Below are 18,762 nucleotides of genomic sequence, written 5' to 3' on the forward strand. Positions count from 1 at the left end.
CTCGGTCGCGGCTCGATCGTCCACGAGTCGTCAGCCTACGCGCAGGGATCGCCCGTCAGCCGCGGACCCGCGACGCCCGAACCCGCTCGAGACTCCGTCCCGAGACACCCGAGAGGGCCGGTCCGCGTGGACCGGCCCTCCGGGCCTCTCCGTCGAGCTTCGGGCTGCTACTCGACCAGCGTGAAGGTCACGGTCGTGACGTTGCCCGCAACGTCGACCACCTTCAGCTCGTTGCTGCCGAGCACCGCGCCGTATGAACCGGGCTTGACGCCGTTGAGCGTGCCGTCGATCCGGTCGGCCAGGTCCCGGCTCACCCCGTTGAGCGAGAGCTCGGCGAGCCCGCCGAGGTCGAACAACCGGAAGGAGACCGAGCGGTAGACCCCGTCCTCGCCCTTCGAATCCGGCTTCACGGCGACCGTCGGTCCGGTCCGGTCCGGCACGGCGATGTCGGTCCGCTTCGCCGGCAGCTCCGCCTCGTCGCCGAGGTAGAAGCCGGCGAATCCGACCTGGTCGTAGCCGGTGTTCTTGTTGGCGACGCCGGTGCGGTACATCGGGTCGTGCATCAGCGTGCGGATGCCGTACTCGGTCGGCGCCAGCGTCGTGACGATGCCCAGTCGGTTCCCGCTCGCCCGCAGGATGAGCTCCTCGCGCCAATCGCCGAACATGTCGGCCTTGAGCGTCGGAGTGCTCTTGTTGCCGGTCGACGTCATGCCCGTCGCGAGGTACGACGTGGCCGCGAACGTCTGGTCGTCGATGCGGTTGACCGTGGCACCGTTGACGGCCATGTGGGTCAGCCCACCGCCGAACCAGATGGCGTTCTGGCCCTGCGCGATGCCGCGAGCGCTGGAGGTGGTCGTCAGGATCTCGCCCGTGACCATGCTCCTGACCTCACGCGTCGCGCCGGCCGAGCCGGCCTGCGCGCCCGGCCACCGGTTGGAGAAGTTGCCCGCCACGCTGCCCTCGTCGTCACTGCCGGAGTAGGTGCCGTAGATCAGCGAGTTCTCGTAGACGACCTCCCCCTGCTCGTCGAGGCGCTTCCCCTTCATGGGGTCGTAGCCGGCCGGTCCGGGGATCCAGCCACTGTGCACACCCGTGCGGATGTCGTCCAGGAGGTGCTCCTCCATACCCGACCACTCGCGGATGTTGTCCTCCTTGTCGACCGGCAGCAGCGCGCTGCGGTCGCCGTGGCGGAGCGGAGCCCACTGGTTGAGCGGGTTGTTCCGCACCTCGTCGGTGGCGAACTGGAACTCGCCGGCGACCGGCGGCACGCCGTCCTGCCCCTCGATCGTGGGCATGACATCGCCGTTGAGCACCTTCGGGAGGATCTTGGTCTTGTCGGCGTTCAGGCCGAGGACCATCGCCTTCAGCACGACCTCGTCCCAGCCGTCGCCGTCGAGGTCGGCCGAGGCCGTGAAGTGGTTGCCGCGATTCTGGTAGTCGTAGGCGCTGCCGCCGAGCGACCAGTACTGCGGGTCCGCCGAGTCGAAGCTCGCCTGCAGCTGGACCTGGCCATCCACGAGGTTGAATGCGGCGAGGGTCGTCCGGTGGTAGTACCCGCGCTGGGAGACGGCGTAGTTGTTCACGCCGTCGAGGGCGGCCACGACGCCGACATAGCGGTTCGGGCGGTTGCCCTGCGCGTCACCGTACGAGGCGGCCTTCCACGGGTGCTCCAGCCAGTAGACCTCCGACTCGGCGAGGATCTGCGCCTTGTAGTCGCTCGTCGATGTGCCCGCGCCGGGGCCCGGGTAGGCCAGGTACGAGTAGTTGCCGCGCTGGGAAGCGGGCGTCATGGCCCAGTTCTCCCCGTCCACGCTCGCCCGGTACGGGAACGGGTACGTCTCGCTGTCGACGAGCACGCCCTTGGCGGCATCCGGGTCCCACTCGAACGCGGAGAAGAACTCCTGGTCGTCCTTGGCGGGGCCGATCGGACCGACGTAGTACGTCTTGATCCAGCGCTTCACCGCCGGGTCGTTGGGTCCGTCGTTGCCGCCGCCGGCGGTCGGGCTGCGGTAGGCGATGCTGAAGCTGTTCAGGAGCGACCAGTAGGTGTCGAGCGCCTGGTCGTCGCCGGTGGCGAAGTACTCCTTGAACTTCTCCGTGGTCGTGGCCAGGCCGTCGTCGCCGCCCACCACGGTGTCGAGGGTGTCGGGGTACACGACCGACTGCGAGGCCTCGTCCCAGTTGCCGATCCGGGTGCCGAGCGCGGTCTTGAGCATGAGCTCCGACGTGCCGTCACCGTCGAAGTCCTCGGCGAACAGGGTGGTCTCGTGGTCGTTGGCCGCACGCACGTTGTAGCCCATGTCGACGCGGAACAGCAGGGTGCCGTCCTGCTTGTAGACGTCGACGTACTCGGGCGCGGTCGTGGTGTTGGCGCCGCCGAAGATCGGCTCCGAGTACATCGGGTCGACCTGGGTGCTGCGCCACTTCACGACGATCTCGTACTCGCCGTCGCCGTCGAAGTCGCCCACCGTCATGTCGTGCGTGGAGTACGCGCCGCTCAGCCCCGTCGCGATCGCGCCGGACTCGGTCTTCGCATACGGAAGGGACGTGCCGGAGTCGAGGTTCTCGACGTACTTGATGAACTCGCCCTCGAGCTCGTCGTAGAGCACTTGGGTGATCCTGCCGTCGACGAGGCCGTTCGTCAGCGGTCGCGGTGCCGCGTAGGTGGCGATGCCGAGGGCGTTGGGCGTCGTGTTCTTCTGGTTCAGCGCGGCGACCCAGCCGTCGAGCTGTTCCTGCGTCACCGCGGTCTGCTCCTCGAACGCCGACCGGAAGCCCTTCAGCAGGTCCATGTCGACGACGTACCAGTTCTGGCCACCGGTTCCGGGGACGACCATGCTGGCCGCGCTGAGGTTCCGGTTCGGACCGCCGAACTCGTTGGCGGTGCCGCGGTAGGTGAAGTGCGCGAGCGGCACGGGGGCCGGCGCGGGCTTCAGCGGGATGTAGTGCACCGCACCGCGGTTCGCCTGCCCCGCGCCTCCGGCCAGGGCCGAGAGCATCGGCACGCTCATGCCCTGCCGCTCGCCCTCGACGCCGTGGATGACCGGCGCGACTTCATAGACGGAGGTGAGGACGCCGTCGGGGTCGGTGTAGTTCGACGGGGTGCTGTCCTCCTTCACGACGCCCGGGTTCGTGTCGTAGTCGCTCTCGGGCTGGACGTCGCGCGGATCGATGGTCGCGATCTTCTGGAAGTCCGCGCCACCGTCCTTGCGGTAGACGTTCCACGAGAGGCCGTTGGGCTCGTCGCCCAGGAAGCGCCAGCTGAGGAAGATGCCGTCGGCGGACTGGGCCGCGACCAGGCCGCGAGTGAGGTACTCCATCGGGCGCAGGTCGGACTCGGGGGCGGCGGCAGCGGGAACGCTGGCGCCGAACAGCGACAGCCCCACGGCCACCGAGACGGTGAGCGGGAGGGCTTTGCGCCATGGATTTCGCGTGGTGGATCTGGGTGATGACGTGGACGTGACCATGCCTGCCTTCTTCGTCGAAAGTGACTGGGTTTCCGTGCCCAGCGTGTTCCGGGGCATGACTGATCGCCCGTCGAGCAGGGTGGTGGTGGCCATCGCTCGCCGTCGAGGGACATGGCAGGAATACGCTTTCCAACCTCGAAACTATGCCCGAGCCATGAGGGTGTCAAGAGCGAATCGAAACGATTCAGGTGCTCGGTTTTGACATGCCGTGCGGCCGCCGTCAAGGCCTCGAGATGCCCGACGACCCGCCCGTAGGCTCGGCGCATGCCCTCCCGATCACGTGCAGCCGTGGTGTACAACCCTGTGAAGATCGACGGCGACGAGCTCCGTCGCGCGATCGCCGCCGAGCCCGCAGCGGCCGACTGGGACCAGACGCTCTGGTACGAGACCTCCGTCGACGACCCCGGTGGCGGCCAGGCGAAGGCAGCGCTCGAGGCGGGTGCCGACATGGTCATCGCGGCCGGCGGCGACGGCACCATCCGCGCCGTCGCCGAGGTGCTCGGCGGCACGTCGACCTCGCTCGCGCTGCTGCCCTCGGGCACCGGCAACCTGCTCGCCCGCAACCTCGACCTCACGCTCGACGACCTCGAGAACTCGATCCACGTCGCCTTCGCGGGCGCCGACCGGCGCATCGACCTCGCCTGGGCGGAGCTGCGCAGGGAGGACGGCTCGACCGACCGCGCGGCGTACCTCGTGATGGCCGGATTCGGGCTCGACGCCAAGATGCTCTCGAACACCGACGAGGAGCTGAAGGCGAAGATGGGCTGGCTCGCCTACGTCGCCGCCATCCGCACGGCGCTGCGCGACGAGAACCGCATGCGCATGCGCTACCGGCTCGACCGGCATCGCATCCGTGCCGTCTCCGCCCACACGCTCATCATCGGCAACTGCGGGTCGCTGCCGGCGAACATCCTGCTGCTGCCCAGCGCCGCGATCGACGACGGCCGGTTCGAGGCGGTCTTCCTCCGGCCCGAGAGCGCCTGGGGCTGGCTGCAGATCATGGGCAAGGTGATCTGGGAGAACGGCGTGCTGCGTCGCACGCGGTGGGGCAGCGGGCTCGTCGGCCGCGACGTCGACGCGCTCCGCTACGTCAAGGGCCGACGCCTCGAGGTCGTGCTGAGCCACCCCGAGGAGATCGAGCTCGACGGCGACGGCTTCGGGCGCGCCCGCGCCCTCCGCACGTGGGTCGACGCCGGCGGGCTCACCGTGCGCGTGCCGCCGGGTGAGCGGCATCCGAGCGAGGAGCGTGCCGAGCCGCACGAACGACGCGAGTCGCAGCCCGACCAGCCGCCGCCGGGAGACGCCGGGCCCGGCGCGGGCGATGGCGAGGTGCTGCCGGGCGAGGTGACGTCCGACACCACGGGAATTTCGACGTAATGTAGAAAACATGGCTCGCACCGCGCTCGCCCTCCGCCTACTGCTCCCCCCGTTGCTCATCGGCATGATCGTGGCGATCTCGTTCCTCGAGGCGCCGCTGAAGTTCCTCGCACCGGGCATCACCATCCCGCTCGGGCTCGGAATCGGCCGCCTCGTCTTCACCGCGCTCAACATCGCCACGGGCATCGTCCTGGTCATACTGACCCTGGCCAGCCTTCGCCCGCGGCCCGCGCGCACGCCGCTCGTGCTGCTCGCTTCGATCTGGCTCGTCTACCTCGTCGAGGTGGCGGTCATCCGCCCGGTCCTCAACCGCCGTAGCGACCTCGTGCTCGCGGGCGCCCAGGCGCCGGGCACCGACTGGGCGCACTATGCCTACATCGCAGCGGATGCCGCACTGCTCGTGCTCCTCGTCGCGCTGGCCGTCGTGACGGTGCGAGGGGTCCTCCCGGCGACGGCCGACGCGCCACGGCAGCCGGTCCGCGCCTGACCCGTCGGAGCGGGCGATGAGCGCACACCGCGTCGCGTCGCGTCAAGACCCGTGGTGAGGATTTCTCGAATCGGTGGGTCATCAGGCAGAATCAGTGCGGCGAGACGATGACCGGGGAGATCCTCGTCTCGCCACTTCGGCGGGCCGGGACGCCCCCACCTGAAGGATCTGGGGAGATCCGGGGCGGCCCGACCCGCCGCCCACGCTCCCCCCGCGGCATCCGCTCAGCCCGCGGCATCCGCCCCGTCAGCATCGCCCGCCTCGGCGCCCGGCACCCACTCGAGCAAGTCGCCCGGCTGGCAGTCGAGCACCCGGCACATGGCCTCGAGCGTGCTGAAGCGCACGGCCTTGGCGCGTCCGTTCTTCAGGACCGCGACGTTCGCCGGTGTGAGCCCGACCAGCTCGGCGAAGTCGCCGACGCTCAGCTTGCGCTTGGCGAGCTCGACGTCGATGCGCACGATGATCGGCATCAGATCACTTCCTCGAGGTCGGCGCGGATCGCCGCCGCCTGCCCGAGGAGGGCGCGCATCACGACCATGAGCAGCAGCACGACGCTCGTGGCGAGCCCGATGCCGAACAGCACGACCGGGATGCCCGGGTCCCGCAGCTCGGGCGTGAAGTAGAGGAAGCCGACGACGTAGCCGAACACCAAGAGCATCAGCAGCCACAAGGCGGCGATCGTCCAGACGATGGCGTCGACCCAGGCGAATGCCTGCTCGCTGAAGATGCGCTCGCCCCGCACCAGGTCGAGCAGCCGCCAGATGCACACGATGATCACCTGCACGCCGATCAGCACGAGGATCGAGAACACCAGCATCAACCAGGGGATGTGCGCGAACTCGGGCCGGATCCCGCGGGCCGACTCCATGAACTGGCCGGGCACGCTCAGCACCTCGGCGACGATCAGGCCGACGAACAGCAGGGCGAGCAGGACCTTGAGCGGGACGAGGACGCGATCGAGCTTCAGCATGCATCGACCCTCGCGTCTTTTCTATCGTTTGTCAATAGGTTTCGAATTGCTCTCATTCGATGCACGGCGAGCAGCCATCGGATGCCCCGAGGCCCGTGCGTGTGCACGGCGAGGCACCGCCCCGGCTGTCGAGCCGGGGCGGCGCCCCACGTCACCCGCTGTGCGTCAGCGACCCGACGGCGTCTCCGTCGGCTCGGATGACGCCGGCGGCTCGGTCGCGGGAACCGGCGCGGTCGGCGACGGCGCGCTCGGCGTCGGCTCGGTCGGCGTCGGCGTCGGCGTCGGCGTCGCGTACGGCGCAAGCTCCGGCGACACCGCCCCCGGCCGGCCGCGCGCGTCGCTCGTCACGAACACGCTCGGCAGCGACGGCGTCACGCCGCCGCCCTCCGTACGCGCGACCACGAACCAGGCATACGTCGTGCCCGGCTTGAGCCCCGTCCACTCGACCGACGCCACCTCGCCCGACGCGACCGTCGACTCGCCGACCACCGCGATCGGGTTGTAGAGCGCGAGCGAGTCCGTCCGGAAGCTCGTCGTGCGCGACGTGAGGTCGACCGGCAGCACCATGTTGTCCGACTCGGGACCGTACCGCAGGGCGGGGTCGTACTCGTCGGCGCCGAAGTCGTCGAGGAACGGCGAGAACGTGTCGACCATCATCTCGCCGCGGTCCACGTCGAACTGCAGCAGGCGCAGGTAGCTCGCGCCGAACCGCAGCCGGTCGGTCGGGGCGTAGCCGCCGATCTCGGTGAGCCCGAGCTCCTCGGCCGTGACCGTGTAGTTCTGGTAGTCGGCGAGCATCTCGACGACGCCATGACCCACCACGCCGACCTTCGGCTTGACGTTCGTGCCCACGCCGTGCACGTGGCCGGCGAGGATGAGGAACACGTTGGGGTTGTCCTCCACGACCGTCTTGAAGAGCATCGACCCGTCGGGCGCGGCGTATCCCGAATTGCGACCGTCGCGCTGCGCGCTCGCCGCGAGGTAGTCGTGCGACAGCAGGATGCCGTTGCGGTCGGGGTAGCGCTTGTAGATCGAGTCGGCCCACTCCGCCTCCTCGCGCGTGACGCCGTACGAGAGTCCGACCGCGACGAAGTCGAGGCCGCCCGCCGAGAACAGCGTGTAGTTGTTCTGGTTGTCGCCCTCGCGCCAAGGGCCGCCGTACTCCGCGTCGATCCACTGGTCGTCGGCTGCCTCGTAGCGATCGGGGCCGTAGTACTGGTTGTACATCGCCCCGGGTCCGTCCTCGGTGCCCGACCGGTTGTCGTGGTTGCCCGCGATGACCTGGTTGGGCACGCCCGCGTCGTCCAGCACCTGCTGCTGGCGCGACGACACCTCGAACTCGCCGACGACCTCCTGCATCATCGCGGCATCCGCTGGGGTGCGGATGTTGTTCTCGATGATGTCGCCCGTGTGCGCGACGTACTCGATCCTGCGGTCGTCGGCGTTCGCCGCGATCCATCGGGTGGTGTCGCCGTAGGCCTTCTCCCAGATCGCCCGCTCGGCCGCCGACTCCTGCTCGGTCGCCCCCTCCGACAGGTACTGCGTGTCGGTGAAGTGCGCGATCGAGAAGTCGTACGACGCCGGGTCGGCGAAGCCCTCCGCACCCGCGTCGAGCTCGTCGGCGAAGGGGTCCTCGCCCGTGATCATCACGTGCACCTGCTGCACGTCGAGGTAGCGCTCGTCGACGATCGCCGTGAGCTGCGTGTCCCCGTCGAGCGCGCCGCGGGAGCTCGCGAGCACGTCCCACGCGCCGGTCGACAGGTTCCACGCCCGCAGCGACACCACGCGGGTCGGGTCGATGACGCCCTCCCAGCGGAGGACCGGGTCGGCCACGTGGCCCTTCACCTGCACGTCGAAGCGCTGGAACGCGACGTCCCGGCTGGCCGGGGCGTCGAGGGTCGCCCCGTCGCCCGGTGCGAGCGCCTTCGTGTCGCCGAGGTTCTGCTCGCCGGCGACGTTCAGCGAGGTCGGCACCTCGGGCGCCGACCCCTGCCAACCCTGGTTCGGCGTGAGGATCTCGGCCTGCGTGAACTCGGCCGTGACGTCGCCGCCGTCGGGCTCCGCGACGGATGCCTCGAGCGTCACCGTGCCGGCGACGCCGTTCGCCCCGCCGGCCGGAACCAGCTCGGCGGGCACGTCGGGGATGCCTGCGGAGGCGAACACCACCTCGTGGGTCGCGGTGTTGCCGAGCGCGTCCGTGGCGGTGACCGCGAGGGTGTGGTCGCCGGCGCCGAGGCCGGGGCCGACGAGCGATCCGAGCGCGACCAGCTCGCCGTCGAGCGTGAGCTCGGGCGTGCCGATGAGACCGGATGCGTCGTCGAGCTGCACATCGAGGGCGACCGACGAGGTGATCGTCGCGCCGGCCGCCGGCACGCTCGACGCCACCGCGGGCGCCAAGTTGTCGGTGAGCAGGGTGCGCGTCGCGACCTCGCCGGTGGTGGATGCCGCGGCGACCACATGCGCGCCGTCGGCGATGGCCGTGGTGTCGAGCTCGGTGCGCAGGCCCTGCGCCGTGGCATCCGTGACCTCGAAGTGCAGGTCGACCTCGCGGAACAGGTTGATGTTCGACCCGCACGTGCCGTCGCCGAGGGCGTACGACGTCTTCGGTCGCTGGAGCGCGGCCGCGCCCGACGCCGGCGCGAGCGCCACGTTCGAGATTGTGAAGTCGTCGCGGTTGCAGCCCGTCGCGGTGGTCCCGGTCACGAACTCGACCGTGTTCCAGCCCGGGAGCAGCCACTCGTTCGGGATGACCACGTTCGCCCGCTCGCTCACGAAGTCGCCGCCGAGCACGTAGCGGATGCCGTTGACGAACAGCAGGTTCGCGAACGTCGCGTCGATCGAGTTGGAGCCGACGTCGAAGCTCAGGGTGGCCTCGCCCGAGCCGAGCGTCGGCAGCACAGCCACCGCCGGCGCGTCGACCGTCCACCGCGTCTCGGCCTTCGGCAGCGCCGTCGTCGACGATCCGCAGTTCCCGTCCCCCATCGAGTAGCTCGGCGCGATGGCGAGGCCGGCCGCCGAACCGGTGCTCACGGTGAGCCCGACGTCGGTCAGCGTGAAGTCGTCGAGGTTCGCACCGCAGGTCGAGCTGATGTCGCCGGCGACGATCTCGATGACGTTCTCGCCGGCGACGAGGTAGCGGTTCGGCACCGGGACGTCGACGCGCTGGCTCACCCAGTCGCCGAGGATGTCGACCTGGTGGCCGTTGACGAGCAGGTGGTTCTGGTAGCGGTGCTCGATCGAGTTCGAACCGACCGTGAAGCTGAACGTCGAGGATCCCGCGCCGAGGCTCGTCGCGGCCGGCGGCACGGAGCCGTCGATGGTGAGCGACGAGACGCCGCCCTCCTCGTCGGCCGGCTGCGAGGCCGACACGGTCTGCGTCCCGTGCGCGAGCGTGCCGTCCTCGGGCGCCAGGCTCGGCGCGCCGATGGGTGCGTTGTTCACGGTGACCGCGTGGGCGACACGGCCGCCGGCCGCCGTCGTGGCGACGATCTCGTGCGCGCCGTTCGCGAGCGCGCGCGTGTCGACCTCCGCCGAGAGACCGGGCGAGGCGAGCGGGTCGCCGAGCACGAAGAACGAGAGCTCGGCGTGCACGATGTCACCGGTCTGCGTGCCGCAGTCGCCGTCGCCGAAGCTGAAGGTGAAGGGGTTCTCCTCGCCGTCGGCGACCTCGCCGAGCAGCTCGAGGCCGACCTCGGTGATCACGAAGTCGTCGTAGTTCACGCCGCACGCCGTGTTCGACGTGCCCGCGAAGATCTCGACGGTGTTCTCGCCCGTGACGAGCCAGTCGTTCGGGACCGGGACATCGACGCGCTCGGACACCCAGGTGCGGTCCTGGTCGATCCGGTGGCCGTTGACCACGAGGTGGTTGCGGTATGCGGCGGACGCGGAGTTGCTCCCGATGTCGAACGTCAGGTGCGCGACGCCCGGCGTCTGCGTGGCCGTGATCGGTGCGCCGTCGATGGCGAGGCTCGCGACGGGGTCGCGGGCGGTCGTGGCATCCGAGGCGACCGTGACGTCACCCTCGAGCCAGGCACCGTTCTCGGGGCTCAGCGTCGGAGCGACCGGGGTCGTCGCACCGGGCTTCTCGGTCGTGAACGGCGCAGCGGATGCCGCGGGCACCGCCAATCCCGACACCGCCAGCGCCGTGACGACCGCCGCCGCGACCGCGGCCGCCCGCCCCTTCCATCGTCTCGCTTCGCCCTCTGGGCGTTGACTGCTCGGCCGCATCGGCGTGCCGTCCTTCCTCTTCGTCCTCGATGAGCGGGCGCGCGGCACCGACCGAGGCCAGGGCACGCCCACGGCACACTGTGGAGGCGCTCGGTGAACGCTGTGCGAGCACGGGGAGAAGGCCGGGCGTCCGGAAAGCGATCTCCCCCGGTCGCGCGGGTGCACGACCGGGGGAGGTCAGGTCCCGATGCCGGGATCGGGGGGACGCCGGCGTCACGACCCGCTGCGCGCGTCGATGGCCGGAGAGGGGCCTCGCGGCTCGACGAGCCGCGAGACCGTCACAGCTCGGCGATGACCGTCTTCAGCTCGGTGTAGTCCTCGAGGCCGAACGAGCCGAGCTCGCGACCCCAGCCCGACTCCTTGTAGCCGCCGCGGGGCAGCGTCACGTCGTCGGCGTGCCACGAGTTGAGCCAGATGGTGCCCGCCCGGAGGCGGCCGCCCACCCGGTGCGCGGTGCCGATGTCGCGGGACCACACGCCCGCTGCGAGTCCGTAGCGGGTGTTGTTCGCGAGTCTGATCGCCTCCTCCTCGGTGTCGAACGGCACCGCGGTGACGACCGGCCCGAAGATCTCGTCCTGCTGGATCGACATCTGCTCGCTCACGTCGGTGAAGACGGTGGGACGCACGAAATAGCCGCGGTCGCCGACGCGCACGCCGCCCTCGGCGACCGTCGCGCCCTCGGCCACGCCCGCCTCGAGGTAGCCCGTGACCTTCGCGAACTGCTCGTCCGAGATGAGCGGACCCATGTCGGTGCGCTCGTCGAAGGCGCTGCCGACACGGATGCCGCGCGCGATCTCCGCTATTCCTGCGACGACCTCGTCGAACACGCCGCGCTGCACGTAGAGGCGTGAGCCGTTCACGCAGCACTGGCCCTGGTTGAAGAACGCGGCGTGCGCCGAGCCGGGGATCGCCTTGGCGAGGTCGGCATCGTCGAAGACGAGGTTCGGAGCCTTGCCGCCGAGCTCGAGCGAGACCTTCTTCAGGTTGCCGGCGGCAGCCGCCGCGATCTTCTTGCCCACCTCCGTCGACCCGGTGAACGCCACCTTGTCGACGTCGCGGTGCGCGACGAGGGCCGCACCGGTGTCGCCGAACCCGGGAAGGACGTTGACGACTCCCGCAGGCAGTCCGGCCTCGAGGAGCAGTTCGCCGAGGCGCAGCGCGCTGAGAGGCGTCTGCTCGGCCGGCTTCAGCACGACGGTGTTGCCCACCGTGATCGCGGGGACGATCTTGAACGCCGCCATCGTCAGCGGGAAGTTCCACGGGACGATCCCGGCCACGACCCCGATCGGCTCCCGCACCGTGTAGGCGAGGAACTCCGAGGTCTCGCTGGACAGCGGGATCGTCGTGCCCTCGGTCTTGTTCGCCCAGCCGGCGAAGTAGCGGAACAGCTCAGCGGCCGTGGCCACGTCGCCGTCGCGCGCGCCGACGAACGGCTTGCCGCCGTCGAGCGCCTCCAGCTGCGCGAACTCGTCGGCGTGCTCCTCGAGCAGGTCGGCGATCCTCCACAGCAGGCGTCCGCGCTGGCGCGGGGTGAACCGGTTCCACGCGGAGCCGTGCTCGAACGCGCGGCGGGCCGCTGCAACCGCCCGGTTCACATCCTCGGGTCCGGCTTGGGCCACCTGGGTGATCGCATCCTCGGTCGCGGGGTCGATCGTCGCGAAGGTGCGGCCGTCCGCGGCATCCTGCCACGCACCGTCGATGAGCAGCCGCCGGGGCGAGCCGACGAACTCGGCGACGCTCGGGAGCAGGGCTGCGTTGGTCATGGTGTTCCTTTCAGTTGACGTCATGTGCGGTCACTTGACGAAGGGAAGCTTGGAGCGGTCGATCGTGAGGGCGACCGCGGCGATCACGAGCACCCCGTAGAAGATCTGCTCGTACGAGGAGTCGACGCCCGCCACCGAGAGTCCCACGCGCAGCACCGTGATGATGAGCACTCCGATCACGGTACGTCCGATTCCGCCGAATCCACCGGTGATCGCCGTCCCACCCACCACGATGGCGGCGACCACCGGCAGAAGCAGGGAATCCGCGAGGCTCGGTGCACCGCTGTAGGTGCGGCCGACGAGCATCACGCCCGCGAATCCCGCGCACGCGCCCGACACGACGAACGCGGCGATCTTCGTCTGGGCGACCGGCACGCCGGCCATGAGCGCGGCGGGCTCGCTGCTGCCGATCGAGATGAGCCAGCGCCGCACCGGGGTGAAGGTGAGGACGAGCGCGAAGACCACGACGATCGCGGCGGCGATGAGCACCGCACTCGGGATGCGCCAGGGGCCGATCCGGGTGAACGTCCAGTCGAGGGTCGAACCCGAGACGCCGATCGTCGACGCCCCGGAGGCGACGAGGGCGATCCCCGACCAGACCGCCAGCCCGCCGAGGGTGACGAGGAACGACGGGATCTGGGCGACGACGTGGATGGCGCCCTGGAGCAGCCCCGCGAGGGCGCCGACCAGCACGACCACGGGCACGACCCACGGCCCGAGCGCCGGTATCCAGAGGGCGACCAGCACCGATGCCATCGAAGCGAGCGCGGCGACCGAGAGATCGATCCCGCCGCACAGGATGACGAGCATCGCCCCCGAGGCCAGGATCATCAGCGGCACCGCCGAATCGAGCACCGTCCAGATGCTCAGCGGGCGCAGGAAGTTCGGGTTCGCGATCGCGATCGCCGCGACGAGTGCCGCGAGGACGATCATGGGCATCACGGTCAGCAGCAGCTGTCGACGTGTGGTCTGCGTGAGCCGGGGCGGCTCGCCGAGTCGGGCGAACGTGCCGGTCTTGTCGGTGACGCTCATCACACCATCCGTTCCAGCACCCGCAGCGGGGCGGGCTTCGCGCCCGCGGGTGCATCGATGACCTCGGTGACGCGCCCGTCCTTCATGACGAGGACGCGGTGGCTCATGGCGATGAGCTCCTCGAGGCTGTCGGCCATGAGCAGCACCGACATCCCGGACGCGGTGAGCTCGCGGATCAATTGGTAGACCTCGGTCTTCGCCCCGACATCCAGCCCGCGCGTCGGGTGGTCGAGGATCAGCAGCCGCAGCGAGTCGGAGACGAGCCAGCGGGCGAGCACCGCCTTCTGCTGGTTGCCGCCCGACAGCGACCCGAGTGGCGCCGATGCCGACGGGGTGCGGATGCTGAGCCGCTCGATCCACTCGTCGGCGAGCGCCCGCTCCTTGCCCCGCTGCAGCAGCGGACCGGCACACACCTCGGCGAGGTGCGGGAGGGTGATGTTCTCGGCGACCGACATCGAGCCGACCATCCCCTCGCGACGGCGCTCCGCGGGCACGAAGCCGATGTCCGACGCGATCGCGGCCCGAGGCGAGCGCGACCGGAGCGGCCGCCCCTGCAAGGTGACGGATTCGCTGCGGCTGGCGAGCGCGCCGAAGAGGCTCCGGCACAGCTCCTCCCGGCCCGAACCCTGCACGCCCGCGATCCCGAGCACCTCGCCCTCGTGGAGGTCGAAGTCGACGCGATCGCACACGCCCTTGACCGTGAGTCCGCGCACCGCCAGGCGGACCTCGTCGCGGGGCGGCAGCTGCCGCTCCTCGTCGTAGTGACTGCCCTCCAGGTCGCGACCGATCATGAGCCGACGCAGTGTCGCCTCGTCGACGTCCCCGGGCACGCACTCCGCCACGGTCTGGCCGTTCCTCAGCACGTAGACGCGGTCGGAGACCCGGAGCACCTCGTCGAGGCGGTGCGAGACGAACACGACGGAGGCGCGGGTGCGCAACCGCTCGATCTGGGCGAACAGCACTTCGGTCTCGTCGCGGTCGAGCACCGAGGTCGGCTCGTCGAGGAGCACGACCGGTTCGGCGTTGGTGCGCTCCTCGGTCGCGAGGACCTTGGCGATCTCGACGAGCTGCCGGTCGGCGAAGCTGAGGCTCTCCGTGACGGCGTCGGTCGAGATGTCCGAGCCGATCTTGTCGAGTTGCACCTGGGCGCGCCGCCGCAGCTCTCCCCAGCGATAGAGGCCGCCGACGACGGCGGGGCCCTCCGCGCCGAGGAGGATGTTCTCGGCGACCGTCAGGTTCGGGATCAGCGACTGCTCCTGGAACACCATGCCGATTCCTGCGGCCCCGGCCTGCGCGATGCCGCGCATCCTGACGCGCTCGCCGCGCAGCTCGATCGAGCCCGAGTCGGGCTGTGCGAGCCCCACCAGCATCTTCAGCAGGGTGGACTTGCCCGCGCCGTTCTCGCCGATGAGCCCGACCACCTCGTGCGGTCGCACCTCGAACGTCACGCCGTCGAGGGCCGTGGTCTCGGCGAACCGCTTCCGGAGCTCCCGTACCGCCAGGACCGGCGCGGTGCTCGAGGGACGCTCCACGTCCAGGGTCGTCTCGATGTCCGCACTCACTTGACCACTCGCAATCTCCGCCGCAGCGGCCACGCCGTGATGACGACGGCCGCGACGACGATCACTCCCTGCACCGCCCGCTGCACGTACGGGCTCACTCCGATGAGCACGAGTCCGTTGGCGAGGACGGTGACGATGAGCACCCCGACGATCGACTGCAGCACCCCGCCTCGGCCTCCGGAGAGGAGCGTGCCGCCGACGACGGCGGCCGTGATGGCGGCGAAGTTCTGCCCGACGCCGGCCTGCACGATCCCCGAGCCGAGCTGGACCGTGACCATGACGCCGGCGAGCCCGTAGGCGGCGCCCCCGAACGTGAACGCCAGGGTCTTGTAGCGACGCACCGGGATGCCGGAGAGTAGTGCCAGCTCCTCGGCGCCGCCGATCGCCCGTGCGTACCGCCCGAGCCGCGTGTACCGCTGGACGAGGAGCCCGATGACGACCACCGCGATCGCGACGTACGTCAGCCGGGTGAGTCCGAGCCACTGTCCGGCGGCCCATTCTGCGAGCTCCGCCGAGCGCAGGGTCGGCTGCACGCCCCCGAACAGCACCGTCGCGATGCCGATGCCGATGGCCGAGACGCCGAGCGTCGTCATGAACGACGGGATCTTGAGCCCCGTCGAGAGCATGCCGCTCGCGAGGCCGAAGCACGCGCCGAGCGCGACCGCCGCGACGACGCCCAGCAGGCCGAGGTCGATGTCGTTCCGGCTGTTGGCGACGAGGAGCGCGACGCTCAGCGCGGCGGTCGCCATGACGCCCTCGATCGACAGGTCGATCGCGCCGAGCAGCAGGACGAACGTGAGGCCGACCGCGATGACCGCGAGCACCGCCGCCGAGTCGAGGAGGTTCCGCACGTTCCCCCACGTCGCGAACTGCGGGCTGAGGACGGCGAAGAGGATGCAGAGCAGCACGAGGGCCGCGAGGGGACCGAAGTCGGCGAGCAGCGTCGCACGATCGAAGCGGCGCGATCGAGGTCGTGGGCCGGCGGCCCGCCCGGTCTCGGGCGGCGCCTGCCCGAGCCGGGCGGGCGTCATGTCAGCTCACCGGGCCGTCGACGCGGTTGAACAGGTTGCCGCACTCGAAGTCCTCGAGGTTCACCGACGGCGTGAGGTTCGCTTCCGCATTGGACGCGTCGATGAGCGTCTGCTTCGCGAAGAAGGCGCGCTCCTCGTTGCTGAGGTCGGAGACCGCCAGCTCGCCGGTCAGTGCGCAGTAGCCCATCGCGAGGCCGATGCCGCCCTGCCAGGGGCCGTCGCTCGACACCGTCGCGGTCATCTTGCCGTCGGCGATCGCCTGGACCGCCTCGGGGACCGCGTCGATGCCCACGACGGCGACCCCGCTCATGCCCGCCGCCTCGAGCGCCTGCAGCGCACCGAGCGCCATGTCGTCGTTGGCCGCCCAAACGCCCTTGATCGCCTCGCCGTGCTTGGTGATGAGCGTCTTGGTCACGTTGAACGCGGTCGTGCGATCGAAGTCGGCGGCCTGCTCGTCGAGGAGGGTCACGCCGGGGTTCTCGGCGAGCGCGTCCTCCAGGCCGATGAAGCGGTCCTTCGCGGCACTCGTGTCGAGGATGCCCTGGAGGGCGATGATGCCGCCCTCGCCGCCCATGGCCTCGAACATCGCCTCGGCGATCTGGCGGCCCGAGTCCACGCCGTTGAACGTGATGTGCGAGATCCAGGTGTCGTAGCCGTCCCAGGGGTTGAGGTCGGCCGGCTTGTTCCAGTGCGTCACGAGGTACGCTCCGGCGGCATCCGCCTCCTTGACGATCGGCGTCGTGTCGGAGTCGCCGTTGGGCAGCACGTTGAGCACCATGCACTCGGGGTTGCCCGTGCTGAGCGCCTGACGCAGCTGCTCCTGCTGCTTGGGCGACTCGCCGTCGTAGGTGAGGCGGGTCTGGGTGAGCCCGACCGACTCGGCGAACTCGTCGCCGCCGTCGAGCCAGGCCTTCTCGTACGGGTTGGTCTCGTTGCGGACCTGCCCGATGAGCTGGATGTCCTCGGGTGCGCATGCGGCGGCCTGTCCGCCGTCGCCTTCGGCGGCGGACTCGGTCGCGCAGCCGGCGAGTGCCAGCGCGGTCAGGCCGGCGGCGGCGAACGCGAGCGCGCGCCGGCTGCGGGCGGATGTGCTGATCATGTGCTGTGCTCCGTTTCGGGATTCGTGGTGAGGTGGGTGGTCGTGGTCATCGCGACATCCACCCCCCGTCGACGACGAGGGTGTGTCCGGTGATGTAGTCGGAGGCCGGCGAGGCGAGGAAGACGGCCGCGCCGACGAGGTCCTCGGGGCGACCCCAGCGCCCCGACGGGATGCGCGAGAGGATCTCGAGGTCGCGCTCGGGGTCGGCGCGCAGCGCCGCGGTGTTGTCGGTGGCGATGTAACCGGGGGCGATCGCGTTCACCTGCACCCCGCGATCGGCCCACTCGTTCGCGAGCGCCCGCGTGAGTCCCACGAGGGCGTGCTTGCTCACGGCGTACCCGGCGACCTGGCGGCCGCCCTGGAACGAGAGCAGGCTCGCGATGTTGATGATCTTCCCGCGCCCGCGGGCGAGCATGCCCTCGCCGAAGGCCCGACTCAGCACGCGGGGCGCCTCGAGGTTCACGGCCATGAGGTCCCGCCACTCGTCGTCGTCGACGTCGAGGAACGGACCGCGCTGGATCGTGCCCGCGCAGTTGACGAGGATGTCGACCGGGTGCTCGACGGCCAGTTCGCCGGCGGCCTCCTCCAGTGCGTCGGTGTCGCGCAGGTCGAGGCGCGCGATCACGGCATCGCCGTGCTGCGCGGCGATCTGCGCACGCGTGGCGTCCAGCGAGTCCGATCTGCCGATCAGCACGACGGATGCCCCGCCCGCGGCCAGTCCGCGTGCGATCTGCCGTCCGATCCCCGAGCTCGCACCGGTCACGAGCGCGCGACGACCCGCGAGGGAGAAGAGCGTGTCGACCGTCACCGCAGGTCCTCCACCGGAACCGGGGCGAGGTCGCCGTAGTCGCGATTGTCGCCGGCCATCGCCCAGACGAAGGAGTATCGCGCGGTCCCGGCGCCGGAGTGGATGGACCAGCGCGGCGCGATGACGGCCTGCTCGTTCGCGACGATGAGGTGCCGCGTGTGCTCGGGCTCGCCCATGAGGTGCACGACTCGAGCGGCGTCGGGCAGTTCGAAGTAGAGGTAGATCTCGGTGCGCCGCTCGTGGAGGTGCGGCGGGAAGGTGTTCCAGACCGCGCCGGGCTCGAGCACCGTCACGCCCAGCTGCAGCTGGCACGACTCGACGGTGCCGCCGCCCCAGATGTAGCGGTAGAGGCGCCGGCGGCCGGCGCCCGCCTCGTCGCCGAGTTCGACCGGCTCGGTCTCGTCGAAGGCGATGCGTGCGGCGGGCAGTCGCGTGTGGGCGAGGGTCCCGACGACGTAGAAGCGCGCCCCGGCGCCCTCGAACGAGAGGGAGCTGCCGAGCCCGGCGTACAGGCCGTCACGCGGTGCGAGCTCGAACCGCTCGCCGTCGACGACGACCGTCCCCGGCCCGCCCACGTTGATGACACCGAACTCCCGCCTGGCGAGCCCGTCGGGCCCGAGCGCCTCGATCTCGGGGAGCTCGAGGGCCGAGCCCGACGGCACGACCCCGGCGATGAGCATCCGGTCCTCCGCCGTGTGCAGCGTCGACACCTCGCCCTCCCGGAAGAGGCCCTCGACGAGGAACGCGTCCCGCAACTCCTGCGTCGTCGCGGCGCGGGCGCGCTGGGCGTCCATGGCCGGGCGGTCGATGTCCATGCGCTGCTCCTCGAGTCGGTCGCGGAGAGGCAGGCCATCCATCCTCATCCTTGAACGATGTTCCGTATCTTGTACGGAGACCGTAGACTGATTCGGCACGGCGAGTCAAGTATGAGAACATCGT

Annotated in this window: 13 protein-coding genes; 2 read left to right on the forward strand and 11 right to left on the reverse strand. The window is 70.4% G+C overall.

Annotated features, from left to right (window positions below):
• Positions 1–167: 167 nt before the first annotated feature.
• The gene (locus ACWEOH_RS05450) at positions 168–3,467 is read right to left on the reverse strand and encodes a rhamnogalacturonan lyase family protein (protein WP_452028930.1); all 3,300 of its coding nucleotides are present in this window, start codon (positions 3,465–3,467) and stop codon (positions 168–170) included.
• A gap of 264 nt (positions 3,468–3,731) precedes the next feature.
• Here ACWEOH_RS05450 and ACWEOH_RS05455 point away from each other — a divergent pair, with 264 nt between their 5' ends.
• Positions 3,732–4,844 carry a diacylglycerol/lipid kinase family protein gene (locus tag ACWEOH_RS05455; RefSeq protein ID WP_452028932.1) on the forward strand — a complete coding sequence of 371 codons (1,113 nt, stop codon included), beginning with the start codon at positions 3,732–3,734 and terminating at the stop codon, positions 4,842–4,844.
• A gap of 10 nt (positions 4,845–4,854) precedes the next feature.
• On the forward strand, positions 4,855–5,331 hold the full coding sequence (locus ACWEOH_RS05460; RefSeq protein ID WP_452028934.1) for a hypothetical protein: 477 nt from the start codon (positions 4,855–4,857) through the stop codon (positions 5,329–5,331).
• Positions 5,332–5,555: 224 nt separating this feature from the next.
• On the opposite strand, the gene ACWEOH_RS05465 is transcribed toward ACWEOH_RS05460, so the two are convergent.
• The 10 genes from ACWEOH_RS05465 to kduI form a co-directional block, all read right to left on the reverse strand.
• Positions 5,556–5,801 (reverse strand): helix-turn-helix domain-containing protein, encoded by a 246-nt coding sequence (locus ACWEOH_RS05465; protein WP_452028936.1) that lies wholly within the window; start codon positions 5,799–5,801, stop codon positions 5,556–5,558.
• On the reverse strand, positions 5,801–6,301 hold the full coding sequence (locus ACWEOH_RS05470) for a DUF2975 domain-containing protein (protein ID WP_452028938.1): 501 nt from the start codon (positions 6,299–6,301) through the stop codon (positions 5,801–5,803). The genes ACWEOH_RS05465 and ACWEOH_RS05470 overlap by 1 nt, the downstream gene beginning before the upstream one ends.
• A gap of 165 nt (positions 6,302–6,466) precedes the next feature.
• Complete coding sequence (locus ACWEOH_RS05475) at positions 6,467–10,528, reverse strand: metallophosphoesterase (RefSeq protein ID WP_452028940.1); 4,062 nt, start codon at positions 10,526–10,528, stop codon at positions 6,467–6,469.
• A gap of 278 nt (positions 10,529–10,806) precedes the next feature.
• Positions 10,807–12,291, reverse strand: a complete 1,485-nt coding sequence (locus ACWEOH_RS05480) for an aldehyde dehydrogenase family protein (RefSeq protein ID WP_452028942.1) — start codon at positions 12,289–12,291, stop codon at positions 10,807–10,809.
• A gap of 30 nt (positions 12,292–12,321) precedes the next feature.
• Positions 12,322–13,323 (reverse strand): ABC transporter permease, encoded by a 1,002-nt coding sequence (locus ACWEOH_RS05485; RefSeq protein WP_452028944.1) that lies wholly within the window; start codon positions 13,321–13,323, stop codon positions 12,322–12,324.
• Positions 13,323–14,885 carry a sugar ABC transporter ATP-binding protein gene (locus ACWEOH_RS05490; protein WP_452028946.1) on the reverse strand — a complete coding sequence of 521 codons (1,563 nt, stop codon included), beginning with the start codon at positions 14,883–14,885 and terminating at the stop codon, positions 13,323–13,325. The genes ACWEOH_RS05485 and ACWEOH_RS05490 overlap by 1 nt, the downstream gene beginning before the upstream one ends.
• Positions 14,882–15,916, reverse strand: coding sequence for an ABC transporter permease (locus ACWEOH_RS05495; protein ID WP_452028948.1), 1,035 nt, complete (start codon positions 15,914–15,916; stop codon positions 14,882–14,884). The genes ACWEOH_RS05490 and ACWEOH_RS05495 overlap by 4 nt, the downstream gene beginning before the upstream one ends.
• 1 nt (position 15,917) lies before the next feature.
• On the reverse strand, positions 15,918–17,015 hold the full coding sequence (locus ACWEOH_RS05500; RefSeq protein WP_452028950.1) for a sugar ABC transporter substrate-binding protein: 1,098 nt from the start codon (positions 17,013–17,015) through the stop codon (positions 15,918–15,920).
• 46 nt (positions 17,016–17,061) lie between these two features.
• A complete protein-coding gene (locus ACWEOH_RS05505) occupies positions 17,062–17,823 on the reverse strand; it encodes an SDR family oxidoreductase (protein ID WP_452028952.1) in 762 nt (253 codons plus the stop codon).
• Positions 17,820–18,680 (reverse strand): 5-dehydro-4-deoxy-D-glucuronate isomerase, encoded by an 861-nt coding sequence (kduI, locus tag ACWEOH_RS05510; RefSeq protein ID WP_452028954.1) that lies wholly within the window; start codon positions 18,678–18,680, stop codon positions 17,820–17,822. Before kduI ends, ACWEOH_RS05505 begins: the two co-directional genes overlap by 4 nt.
• Between the last annotated feature and the right edge of the window lie 82 nt (positions 18,681–18,762).

The sequence above is a fragment of the Agromyces sp. NPDC004153 genome (genome assembly GCF_053603635.1).

Bases quoted from the DNA above. Each gene is read 5' to 3' on its own strand.
- ACWEOH_RS05450 (WP_452028930.1), bottom strand. From the start codon at position 3,467: ATGGTCACGTCCACGTCATCACCCAGATCCACCACGCGAAATCCATGG.
- ACWEOH_RS05455 (WP_452028932.1), top strand. From the start codon at position 3,732: ATGCCCTCCCGATCACGTGCAGCCGTGGTGTACAACCCTGTGAAGATC.
- ACWEOH_RS05460 (WP_452028934.1), top strand. From the start codon at position 4,855: ATGGCTCGCACCGCGCTCGCCCTCCGCCTACTGCTCCCCCCGTTGCTC.
- ACWEOH_RS05465 (WP_452028936.1), bottom strand. From the start codon at position 5,801: ATGCCGATCATCGTGCGCATCGACGTCGAGCTCGCCAAGCGCAAGCTG.
- ACWEOH_RS05470 (WP_452028938.1), bottom strand. From the start codon at position 6,301: ATGCTGAAGCTCGATCGCGTCCTCGTCCCGCTCAAGGTCCTGCTCGCC.
- ACWEOH_RS05475 (WP_452028940.1), bottom strand. From the start codon at position 10,528: ATGCGGCCGAGCAGTCAACGCCCAGAGGGCGAAGCGAGACGATGGAAG.
- ACWEOH_RS05480 (WP_452028942.1), bottom strand. From the start codon at position 12,291: ATGACCAACGCAGCCCTGCTCCCGAGCGTCGCCGAGTTCGTCGGCTCG.
- ACWEOH_RS05485 (WP_452028944.1), bottom strand. From the start codon at position 13,323: ATGAGCGTCACCGACAAGACCGGCACGTTCGCCCGACTCGGCGAGCCG.
- ACWEOH_RS05495 (WP_452028948.1), bottom strand. From the start codon at position 15,916: ATGACGCCCGCCCGGCTCGGGCAGGCGCCGCCCGAGACCGGGCGGGCC.
- ACWEOH_RS05500 (WP_452028950.1), bottom strand. From the start codon at position 17,015: ATGATCAGCACATCCGCCCGCAGCCGGCGCGCGCTCGCGTTCGCCGCC.
- kduI (WP_452028954.1), bottom strand. From the start codon at position 18,680: ATGGATGGCCTGCCTCTCCGCGACCGACTCGAGGAGCAGCGCATGGAC.